This window comes from Gordonia aichiensis, from assembly GCF_039946255.1.
Lineage (GTDB): Bacteria > Actinomycetota > Actinomycetes > Mycobacteriales > Mycobacteriaceae > Gordonia > Gordonia aichiensis_A.
On record NZ_JBCDWL010000002.1, the window covers coordinates 463,877 to 474,342 of the forward strand.

A 10,466-nucleotide genomic window follows, 5' to 3' on the forward strand; every position below is an offset into this window, starting at 1 on the left:
GGTCGTGCCGGGTCAGTCGACGCAACCGACCGGTGGGGTCTGCGCGAGGTCCGCGTCGGCCTCGCGTGCGCCGAGTGTCATCGCCGCGCCGACCAGGGACAGGACGGCCGCGGCGGCGAAGACCAGCCAGAAGCCGCCGACCAGGGCGACCAGCCCGGCGCCGACCATCGGGCCGATGAGTTGGCCGAGCGCCGCCGAGACGTTGACGATTCCGAGGTCGCGGCCGTGATCTTGCTCGTGGGGCAGCAGGTCGGTGGCGAATGCGAGCCCGACGGTCATGAAGGCGCCGTAGCCGACGCCCATCAGGGCGGCGGCGATCAGCGTCGCGGTGAATGTGGGGTGGGCGACGATGACGACACCGGAGCCGGCCTGGATGCACGCCGAGACCACGGTCAGCGTCCGACGATGCCCGCGGCGGTCGGAGACGAGCCCGAAGATCACTGAGCTGCCGACGACGAAGACGGTGTAGACCACGATCAGCAGGAGCAGGTTGTTCTCGGCGGCGCCCTTTTCCTGGTCGAGGCCGTAGAGCAGGAAGAACAGGAACAGCGAGGTGCCGAGGGCGTTGCCGATGTTGGCGACCAGGCGGCCGCCGAGCATCCAGCAGAAGTCGCGGTCGCGCAGCGACGCCCAGCGGGAACGGGCGGCGTCGCCGACGGCCAGTTCGCTGCGGGGGACGGTCGGGTCGGGCAGGCCGAAGGCGGCCCAGGTGCCGACTGCGGCGACCAGGGCGGCCAGGACCAGGTAGCCGGCGATGACGCCCAGGCCGAGGGCCACCACCAGGCCCACGCCCAGCACGATGCCCAGGGCCTGCGACGAGCCGATCGACGCGGAGGCGGCGCCGCGCTGCTGCGGCGCCAGCTGGTCGGGGATCATCGCGGTGAACGCCGCCGAGGCGACGGCGATCGACACCGACACCCCGATCCAGCAGATCGCCACCAGCCACGGCTGGTGGGCGAGCCCGGTGAGGGCGAGGAAGACCGCCGTACCCCAGCAGCCGGCGAGCGCCCAGATCCGTCGTCGCCCGCCCAGTCGGGCCGGCATCCGCGTGCCGTCGGTGCGGTCCGACGCCCCGCCCGCGAGCGGTCCGGCGATCACGCCGACCAGGCCGCCGATGCCGAGGATCAGACCGGACACCACCACGCTGTGGATCCAGCGGTCGCCGCCCTCGGCGGTCTGCTGGTCGAGTTGCAGGGGCAGCAGCAGTTGCAGGGGCGTCAGCTGCGCCATCCAGATGACCAGCCAGGCGAGCGTGAACAGGGTCATCCAGCGGCGCCCGACGGGCGCGGGCGCGGTCACCGGCGGTTCTCGGCGATGACCCGGCGATACCAGTCGTATGAGGCCTTCGGGGTCCGTTCGGCGGTGTCGAAGTCGACGTGCACCAGTCCGAAGCGCTGCGTGTAGCCGTCGGCCCATTCGAAGTTGTCGATCAGCGACCACACGGTGTACTCCTCGACGGGCGCCCCGGCTGCCATGGCGGCGCCGACCGCCCGGATGTGTCCGTCGAGGTAGGAGATCCGGTCGGCGTCGTCGACGCGGCCCGCGCGGTCCGGTTCGGGGAACGACGCGCCGTTCTCGCTGACGATGAGCGGCGGCAGTCCCGGATAGCGTTCGGTGAAGTCCAGCAGCAGTGCGGTGAGCGTCTCCGGGACGATCGGCCACTCGGGCCCGAATCCGGTGACCGGGGCGCCGGGGGTGGGAACGATGTCGAACGGGATCGGGTTGTCGGCGCCGGTCGGGGCGGTCACGGTGGTCGGGTTGTAGAAGTTGACCGCGTAGAAGTCGGGGCGTTCGGCGATCACGTCCAGGTCGCCGTCGCGGACCGGCATGGCGTGCCCGAACTGCGACAGGTCGGGGTAGGCGCCCGTGAGGACGGGGTCGGCGAAGACGCGGTTGTGCAGGATGTCGTAGGCGGTGACGGCGGCGCGGTCGGCGGGGTCGTCGGGGTGCAGCGCCCGGACCAGGGTGTGATTGTTGGCGACGCCGACGGCCTGCGCACCGGCCTCGCGCAGCACTCGCGTGGCCAGCCCGTGGGCCAGCAACTGGTGATGTGCGGTGGGGAGGGCGTCGAAGAGCAGGAACTCGCCCGGCGCCAGCGCGCCGACCGCGTAGCCCTGCAGCGTCGTCATCGCCGGTTCGTTGATCGTGTACCAGTGTTCGACGCGGTCGCCGAGCCGGTCGGCGACGAGCGCGGTGTAGTCGGCGAACCGTGCCGCGGTGTCGCGCGAGAGCCAGCCGCCCGCTTCGTGCAGCGGTACCGGAAGGTCCCAGTGGAAGAGGGTGGGGAAGGGGGTCACCCCGGCTTCGAGGAGGCCGTCGACCAGGCGCGAGTAGTAGTCCAGACCGGCGGTGTTGGCCGCGCCGGTGCCGTCGGGCTGCACGCGCGTCCAGGAGATGGAGAAGCGATAGCGATCCAGGCCCAGCCCCGCGGTGAGGGCGACGTCGTCGGCCCAGCGGTGGTAGCTGTCGGGGCCGGGTTCGGCGGTGGCGCCGTCGACGACCTTGCCGGGGGTCTCGACCCACGTGTCCCACACCGATCGGCCCCGACCGTCCTCGGTGCGCGCGCCCTCGATCTGGAAGGCGGCGGTCGCGGCGGCCCATCGGATCGGGTGGGGGAGGGCGGGCAGGTCGCGCTGGGCGGGATCGGCGGCCGGGGTCATGGCGGGGTGGACTCCTTCAGACTGTGACGCGCATGTTGATCGAACGATCGACATGACTTCAGTCATCATCGCCGATCCGAGGCGCACAGGACACCGGTCGCGCAGATTTGTGGTCGGCGGCCGATGCCGGCCGCGGCCGCGCAGACGACAGACGCCGCCGACCGCGACTCATCTCGAGTCACAGTCGGCGGCGTCGAACCTCGGGTGCGCCTCTACCAGGCGTGCACGACGTTCTGGGCGGCTTCGAGGCCCTGTCCGATCAGCAGTTCGGCGGCGTCGACGCCGTTGGCGATCAGCAGTTCCACCTCGGCCTTGGCGGCTCCGGGGAAGGGTTTGAGAACGTAGTCGGCCGGATCCTGGCGGCCGGGCGGCCGGCCGATGCCGAGCCGGACGCGCAGGTAGTCGCGGGTGCCGACGGTCTGCGAGATCGAACGCAGGCCGTTGTGCCCGCCTTCGCCGCCGCCCAGTTTGAGGCGCACGGACCCGAAGTCGATGTCGAGCTCGTCGTGCAGGATGATCAACTCGCCCGGTGTCACCGAGTAGTACGAGGCCAGCGGGCCGATCTGCCTGCCGGTGACGTTCATGTAGGTCCGCGCCTTGGCGACCAGCACGGGCTCGCCGCCGATCCGCACGGTCGCGGTCAGGGCGCCGGAGCGCTTGTGCACGGAGAACTTCTCGCCGTACGAGGAGACCAGGCTGTCGGCGACCATCGCGCCGACATTGTGCCTGGTCTTCTCGTAAGCGGGACCGGGGTTGCCCAGTCCGACAATGAGTTTCACTCAGAGCCCACGTGGTGGTGCGGAATTACTCCGCAGCGGCCTCGGCGTCGGCGTCGTCGGCGGCGGCCGGCTCGGCCGAAGCCTTCTGCTCCTCGACGGCCAGCATGAGGGCCTCGGGGTCGGTGATCAGGGTGACGCCCTCGGGCAGGACCAGGTCGCCCGCGGTGATGTTGGTGACCGCGCCGACGCCGTCGACGGAGACGACGATGTGCTCGGGGATGTTCAGGGCCTCGGCCTCGACCTCGACGGTGCTGGCCTCCTGGACGACCAGGGTGCTCGGTGCCGAGGTGCCCTCGATGAGGAGGTTGACCTCGACGATGACCTTCTCGCCGCGCTTGACGATGAGGAGGTCGACGTGCTCGATGTGGTTGCGGATCGGGTGGACGTCGACCTGCTTGGTCAGCGCGAGCTGCTTCTCGCCTGCGAGGTCGAGCTCGACGACGGCGTTGACGCCGTTGTTGCGCAGGATGGCGGCCAGCTCGCGGTTGGGGAGCAGCAGGTGCTTGGGGTCGGTGCCGTGGCCGTAGAGGACGGCCGGGACCTGGCCGGCGGCGCGGGCGCGACGGGCCGAGCCCTTGCCCTTCTCTTCGCGCGGGCTGGTGGCGAGCTGCGGGGCGGTAGCCATGAGACTTCTCCTCGGTTCGGGATTCTTCGTGGTGGCGCCTGGGCGTCGCCGCACACGGTCGAGGAGAACATCAGAACAGTTCCGAGAACTTCACACCGCCGCGCCGATAACGGTGACTGATCACCCTCGCCGAGACAACGCCAGCCAGAATACCATCGGGGCATGACCTCAGAAAAACCGACGGAACTGGTTCACGCCTTCTTCGCCGACCTCGCACAGGGCCGCGTCGACGCCGCGCTGGCCCGCGTCGACGACGACATCGTCTACACCAACGTCTCGCTGGCCACCGTGCGCGGCAAGCGGCGGTTCGCCTCCCTGATGCGCGGGCTCAACGGTCGCAGCGTCGGTTTCGATGCGGAGATCCTGGCGATCAGCGCCGACGAGCAGGGCGTCGTCCTCACCGAGCGCATCGACGAACTGCGCGTCGGTCCCCTGCGCATCCAGTTCTGGGTGTGCGGCCGCAACGAGATCGGCGAGGGTCGGATCACGCTGTGGCGCGACTACTTCGACTTCTGGGCCTGCACCCGCGGCTTCGTCCGGGCGCTGGCGGCCGTCGTCGTCCCGTCGCTGTACAAGCCGCTGCCCGGCTCCCTGCGCGCGACGCCCGCACCCGCGTGACTCCGCGACGTCCGCGGGTGCAGGGCGCCCGCGGACGTCGCCGAGCCCCGCGGATCCGGCTCAGGGATCCGGCTCAGCCCAGCAGTTCGTCGATCCGCTCCAGCGGTCGGGCCAGGCGCGTGCCCTTCTCGGTGACGACGAACGGGCGTTCCACCAGCACCGGATGCGCGACCATCGCGTCCAGCAGCTCGTCGTCGGAGGCGTCGGCCAGGTTCATCTCCTTGTAGAGCTTCTCCCGCTTGCGCGCGGCCTGCGCCGGCGTGAGGCCGGCCGCGTCGAACATCGCGGTCAGCTGCTCGCGCGTCCACCCGGTGTCGAGATACTTCACGACGGTCGGTTCGACGCCTGCCTCACGCAGCTTGGCCAGAGCGTTGCGCGAGGTCACGCAGCGCGGATTGTGATAGATCGTTGCGTCCACGGGTCTCACGGTACCGGCCGGGCGCCCGGAGAACGACGACGCCGGCCGCCCCCGAGACGGGAGCGGCCGGCGTCGAAGCAGTCGTGGCTCAGGCGTTGCCGTTGAACAGGCTCGTCACCGAACCGTTCTTGAAGACCTCCTGGATGGTCTGCGCGAGCAGGGGAGCGATCGACAGGACTGTCAGGTTCTCGAAGCGCTTCTCCTCCGGAATCGGCAGCGTGTCGGTCGCGATGACCTCCTTGGCGCCGCACGCCGCCAGCCGCTCGGCGGCCGGGTGGGAGAACACGCCGTGCGTGGTGGCGATGATGACATCGCCCGCGCCGGCCTCCTTGAGGACGTTGACGGCGCCGGCGATGGTGCCGCCGGTGTCGATCATGTCGTCGATCAGCACGCAGGTCTTGCCCGCGACCTCACCGACCACACGGTTCGACTTGATCTGGTTCGGGACGTCGGGGTCGCGCGTCTTGTGCACGAAGGCCATCGGGGCGCCGTCGAGGGCGTCGGCCCACTTCTCGCCGACCTTGACGCGGCCGGCGTCGGGCGAGACCACGCAGATGTTGTCGGTGCCGTACTTGGTGCGCACGTACTCGGCCAGCTGGCCCTGCGCGTGCATGTGATCGACGGGGCCGTCGAAGAAGCCCTGGATCTGGTCGGTGTGCAGGTCGACGGTGACGATGCGGTCGGCGCCCGCGGACTTCAGCAGGTCGGCGATCAGACGGGCCGAGATGGGCTCGCGGCCGCGGTGCTTCTTGTCCTGACGGGCGTACGGGTAGAACGGGATGATCGCGGTGATCCGCTTGGCCGAACCGCGCTTGAGCGCGTCGATCATGATCAGCGTCTCCATGATCCACTGATTCACCGGGTACGGGCAGCTCTGCAGCACGAAGGCGTCGCTGCCGCGGACCGACTCCTCGAAGCGGACGAAGATCTCGCCGTTCGCGAAGTCGCGCGCCGTCTGCGGGGTGATCTCAACTCCCAGCTCCTCCGACACGGCCTGCGCCAGTTCGGGGTGTGCCCGTCCGGCGAACAGCATGAGGTTCTTCTTGTTGTCGGTCGTCCACGTCATGGGTGTCTCGTTCTCTCCTCGTCGGTCGGCTGGGGTTGTCGGAGGTCTGGGGTTGTCGGAGGTCTGGGGTCGCCGGACGCGGGGTCCGGGCGGTCGGGGTCCGGGCGTGGAGCGGCTCGGGGCCGCTCGGACACGCCGCGGATCACCTGCGGTTCTTCACTTGTTCTGCTGCGCCGCGCGTGCGGCCTCGGCGGCAGGGGTGCCGGGTCGTTTGGCGGCGACCCAGTCGGGGATATTGCGCTGGGCTCCCGCCGACACGGCGAGGGCGCCCGCGGGCACGTCCTCCCGGAGCACCGTACCGGCACCGGTGTAGGCGCCGTCACCGATTGTGAGCGGTGCGACGAACATGTTGTCGCTGCCGGTGCGGCAGTGCGAGCCGATCACCGTCTTGTGCTTGTCGACGCCGTCGTAGTTCACGAAGACGCTGGAGGCGCCGATGTTGGTGTGCTCGCCGATCTCGGCGTCGCCGACATACGTCAGGTGCGGGACCTTGGTGCCCGCGCCGATCTGCGCGTTCTTGGTCTCGACGAAGGTGCCGATCTTGCCCGCCTCGCCGAGGACGGTGCCGGGCCGCAGGTACGCGAAGGGGCCCACGTGCGCGCCGGCGCCGATGTGCGCCCGGCTGCCGTGGGTGCGGATCACCTCGGCGCCTTCGCCGATCACGACGTCGGTCAGGGTGGTGTCGGGGCCGACGAGCGCGTCGTCGGCGATGACGGTCCGGCCGCGCAACTGGGTGCCCGGTTCGATCCGCACGTCCTGACCCAGTTCGACGTCGACGTCGATCCAGGTGGTCGCCGGGTCGACGACGGTGACGCCGGCCAGCTGGTGGCGGCGGACGATGCGGCGGTTGAGTTCGGCGCCGAGGTCGGCCAGTTGAGCGCGGTCGTTGCAGCCGGCGACGACGGCGGGGTCGGCGACGGTGAAGGCGCGGACCGGGCGACCCGCCTCGCGGGCGATCGCGACCAGGTCGGTCAGGTAGAACTCGCCCTGCGCGTTGTCGGTCGACAGGCCCGCCACGCCGGCGCGGAGCATGTCGGCGGCGAAGGCGTACACCCCGGCGTTGACCTCGGTGATCGCGCGCTCGGCCTCGCTCGCATCCTTGTGCTCGGTGATCGCCAGGACATCTGAGCCGGGGCCGTCGGCGCGGACGATGCGGCCGTACCCGGTGGGATCGTCGGCGATGAAGCTGGTGAGGGTGACCGCTGCGGCGTCGGCGGCGTCGGCCCCCAGGTGCACCGCGGTCAGCTCCGCGAGGGTGGCGCCGTCGATCAGCGGGGCGTCGGCGACGGTGATCAGCACGGTGCCGTCGAAGTCGTTGGGCAGCCCGGCCAGACCGGCGCGGGCGGCGTCGCCGGTGCCCAGCGGCTGGTCCTGCTCGGCGATCGTGACCGGTCGGCCGAGTTCGGCGGCGATGGCTTCGATGGCGGCGGTGACCCGCTCGCGCTCATGGCTGACCACGGCGACCAGGTGTGCGGGATCGAGTTGGGCCGCGCCGTGCAGGGCGTGGCCGACGAGGCTGCGGCCGCCCACCTCGTGCAGGATCTTGGGCGTCTTGGACTTCATCCGAGTCCCGGCCCCGGCGGCGAGCACGATGACTGCGACTTCCCGGGTCGATTGTCCGGTCATCGGTGTCTGTCCGGCCATCCAAGTCCTCCGCATCTCGAACACGAGCATCCGCGTCCCGTCGTCGAGGTCGCGGGTGGGTCGTCTCGACCGCTGCGGGCACGCGGGGCAAATCCTACGCAGCCGGAGCCCTCAGGTGGTATTCGATGGGGCTCGGAGTGGCCTGCGCGACAGTCCCGGCCATCACGCAGGGCGGATGCCGACCGCCTGACCGCCGCATGGCAGGGCGCCTGTGGCACAATCGTCACCGCAGTAATCCGCCATGGTGTAATGGCAACACTCCTGATTTTGGTTCAGGCATTCTAGGTTCGAGTCCTGGTGGCGGAGCAGCGTATTCGGTCAGTGGCGGAGCGGCATATTCGGTCAGATCGGGGTCGGGAGAGAGCCGCGACGAGAGCAGGATGCGCGGAGCTCAGCTCTCGGCGGTGAACCGGACGGACGCCCGCAACTGCGCGGCCAAGTTCTGCCCGACAGCCAGCGGCCATCGATGCATGATGTACTCGGTGGCCTGGTCGACGGCCAACTGGCGGCTGGAGTTCCCGATGCGCACCCAGAACTCGCTGGGACCGTTCTTCGACGGCGTCAGATACACCGGGCGCGGGGACGCGCCGACGCTGATCCGGCAGACCTCGCACGGGCCGTCGTCGGTCGGCAGCGCCTCGATGCTCATCTCGGCGGCGGCCGCCGCATTCTGGCCGAGCGTGGTGGAGAGCAGGTCGCGCAGCCAGAGCTCGTAGCGGTCGGCGTCCGGGGTGCGCAGTGTCTGGTAGTCGGGTTCGAGGCCGAGCGGTCGGCCGTCGTCGTCGACGCCGATCAGCAGGGTGCCGCCGTCGGCGTTGAGGAATGCCGCCAGCGTCTTGACGATGACCGTCTCCATGCGCGGGTCCTTGTCGCCGGTGCGCAGGTTGATGCGGGCGGTCGACTTGAACTCGACCTGGTCGGACTCGCCGGCCGCCAGCAGGTCGGGGATGCTCGTCGGAGCCGGCCGCTGGAATCGGGTCGCCAGTGCGCTGTAGCCGGCGATCGCCATCACCGAACCCGCCAGGCACGCCACGATGGGGATCGCGGAGACCAGGCGGGTCTCGGAACTGACGGTGCTGATCACCAGCAGCCCGACCGCGGAGCCGAAGATCGAGACGATGATCGCCGTCGACGTCCGCAGCTGCGCCCGCGAACCGAGCAGGAATCGCGCCACGCTGCTCAGCACGAGTGCTGCCAGCAGGACCACCAGCAGGGCCACCCCGATGACCCACAACGGTTCGTTGATCTTCGTCATCTGGGCAAATCTACCCGGCGGGTCGGCGGCGTCTCCGGCAGTCGCGAACGGGCGGCTCGGATCAGCTTCCCCGCTGCGGCCCCACACCGCGCTGTGGGCGCCTGTGGGCCCGCAGCGGGGAACTCTGTCCGGAATCTCGACCGTCGTCGGACGATGTCGCCGCCGCCCCGTCGCGAACTGCGACGATCGCTGCCCTCGACCGGTTCGTCCCAATCGAGAACCCGCGCCGGACCGGGGTCGAGTCGACCTCCGTCGTGGCCTTCTCCAGCCGGGGATCAGTCGCGATCCCGCGTCCCCAGAACGGACTAGTCGGACGCCTTTGCGGCTACGCCGAGCAGCGTCTTTCGCCCTGCATTAATCTGACCCTCGCTATGAGGAGACTTGGGTTCGGCCTGACCGTTCTGGCGGGCGTCGCTGCGGCGATTCTGACGGGTTCGACCATGGTTGCGGCGCCGTCGTCGGGGCAGCCGTCGACCCCGCGATCGTCGTCGGCCGGCGGTGCGCTCCGCTCGCTCGAACACGTCGACCAGACCGTGTGGCGGATGACGGTGCATTCGGCGGCGATGAACGCCGACATCCCGTTCCTCGTCCTGCGTCCGCGTCACCTCGAGACGAATCGGCCGACGCTGTATCTGCTCAACGGGGCCGGCGGCGGCGAGGACGGCGCCAACTGGCTCGCGCAGACCGATGCGGCGACCTTCTTCGCCGACAAGGACGTCAACGTGGTGATCCCGGAGAAGGGGATCGGCAGCTACTACACCGATTGGATCGCCCCCGACCCCGCGGTGGGGCGACCGATGTGGCAGACCTTTCTGACCCGCGAACTCCCGTCCGTCGTCGACACCGCGCTGCGCACCGACGGCCGTCGGGCGATCGCCGGACTGTCGATGTCGGCGACGTCGGTGTTCAACCTGGCGATCGCCGCACCGGGCCTGTACCGGTCGGTCGCCTCCTACAGCGGCTGCGCCCGCACCAGCACGCCCGAGGGCGAGGCGGCCGTCCGCGCCATCGTCCGCACCGCGGCCGGCGCCGACGCGACCCACATGTGGGGGCCCAGCGGATCGGCCGACTGGGTGCGCAACGACCCGTACGTCAACGCCGGCCGGCTGCACGGTCTGTCGATCTACCTCTCCAGCGGGAGCGGGCTGCCCGGCCGGTACGACGACTCCGCGCATCAGGCGCCGGGGGCGCCGCCGATCGCCGATCAGATCGTCGTCGGCGGGGCGCTGGAGTCGGCCGCGCGCGCCTGCACCGCCGACATGGCGCAACGTCTGCACGACCTGCGGATACCGGCGACGGTCCAGCTCAATCGGACCGGAACCCATTCCTGGCGGTACTGGCAGGACGAACTGCACCGCTCGTGGTCGACCCTCGACGCCGGCCTCCGGCGCTGAACGGCAC

At 70.3% G+C, this 10,466-nt stretch carries 10 protein-coding genes and 1 tRNA gene; 3 read left to right on the forward strand and 8 right to left on the reverse strand.

All coding sequences use genetic code 11. The features are described from left to right. Nucleotides 1-12 precede the first annotated feature (12 nt). From AAFO60_RS05015 to AAFO60_RS05030, 4 genes are all read right to left on the reverse strand, one after another. Nucleotides 13-1,299, reverse strand: coding sequence for an MFS transporter (locus AAFO60_RS05015; RefSeq protein ID WP_347955052.1), 1,287 nt, complete (start codon nucleotides 1,297-1,299; stop codon nucleotides 13-15). Next, the gene (locus AAFO60_RS05020) at nucleotides 1,296-2,660 is read right to left on the reverse strand and encodes a GH1 family beta-glucosidase (RefSeq protein WP_347955053.1); all 1,365 of its coding nucleotides are present in this window, start codon (nucleotides 2,658-2,660) and stop codon (nucleotides 1,296-1,298) included. The genes AAFO60_RS05015 and AAFO60_RS05020 overlap by 4 nt, the downstream gene beginning before the upstream one ends. 212 nt (nucleotides 2,661-2,872) lie before the next feature. Further along, nucleotides 2,873-3,439, reverse strand: coding sequence for an aminoacyl-tRNA hydrolase (gene pth / locus AAFO60_RS05025; RefSeq protein WP_347955054.1), 567 nt, complete (start codon nucleotides 3,437-3,439; stop codon nucleotides 2,873-2,875). Nucleotides 3,440-3,464: 25 nt separating this feature from the next. Next, nucleotides 3,465-4,064, reverse strand: a complete 600-nt coding sequence (locus tag AAFO60_RS05030) for a 50S ribosomal protein L25/general stress protein Ctc (protein ID WP_347955055.1) — start codon at nucleotides 4,062-4,064, stop codon at nucleotides 3,465-3,467. Nucleotides 4,065-4,226: 162 nt separating this feature from the next. On the opposite strand from AAFO60_RS05030, the gene AAFO60_RS05035 reads away from it, so the two are divergent. Continuing rightward, nucleotides 4,227-4,682, forward strand: a complete 456-nt coding sequence (locus AAFO60_RS05035; protein WP_347955056.1) for a limonene-1,2-epoxide hydrolase family protein — start codon at nucleotides 4,227-4,229, stop codon at nucleotides 4,680-4,682. 73 nt (nucleotides 4,683-4,755) lie between these two features. On the opposite strand, the gene arsC is transcribed toward AAFO60_RS05035, so the two are convergent. The 3 genes from arsC to glmU form a co-directional block, all read right to left on the reverse strand. Beyond that, complete coding sequence (gene arsC / locus AAFO60_RS05040) at nucleotides 4,756-5,100, reverse strand: arsenate reductase (glutaredoxin) (protein ID WP_347955057.1); 345 nt, start codon at nucleotides 5,098-5,100, stop codon at nucleotides 4,756-4,758. 88 nt (nucleotides 5,101-5,188) lie between these two features. After that, on the reverse strand, nucleotides 5,189-6,166 hold the full coding sequence (locus AAFO60_RS05045) for a ribose-phosphate diphosphokinase (protein WP_347955058.1): 978 nt from the start codon (nucleotides 6,164-6,166) through the stop codon (nucleotides 5,189-5,191). A gap of 156 nt (nucleotides 6,167-6,322) precedes the next feature. Further along, nucleotides 6,323-7,810, reverse strand: a complete 1,488-nt coding sequence (gene glmU / locus AAFO60_RS05050; RefSeq protein WP_424326479.1) for a bifunctional UDP-N-acetylglucosamine diphosphorylase/glucosamine-1-phosphate N-acetyltransferase GlmU — start codon at nucleotides 7,808-7,810, stop codon at nucleotides 6,323-6,325. A 235-nt stretch (nucleotides 7,811-8,045) separates the two neighbouring features. Between glmU and AAFO60_RS05055 the strand changes: the two genes are divergently transcribed. Then, nucleotides 8,046-8,116: transfer RNA gene (locus AAFO60_RS05055), tRNA-Gln, on the forward strand. Nucleotides 8,117-8,201: 85 nt separating this feature from the next. Here the strand turns inward: AAFO60_RS05055 and AAFO60_RS05060 are convergent. Further along, a complete protein-coding gene (locus AAFO60_RS05060; RefSeq protein ID WP_347955059.1) occupies nucleotides 8,202-9,065 on the reverse strand; it encodes an AlbA family DNA-binding domain-containing protein in 864 nt (287 codons plus the stop codon). 371 nt (nucleotides 9,066-9,436) lie between these two features. On the opposite strand from AAFO60_RS05060, the gene AAFO60_RS05065 reads away from it, so the two are divergent. Further along, nucleotides 9,437-10,459 (forward strand): alpha/beta hydrolase, encoded by a 1,023-nt coding sequence (locus tag AAFO60_RS05065; RefSeq protein WP_347955060.1) that lies wholly within the window; start codon nucleotides 9,437-9,439, stop codon nucleotides 10,457-10,459. Nucleotides 10,460-10,466 lie beyond the last annotated feature (7 nt).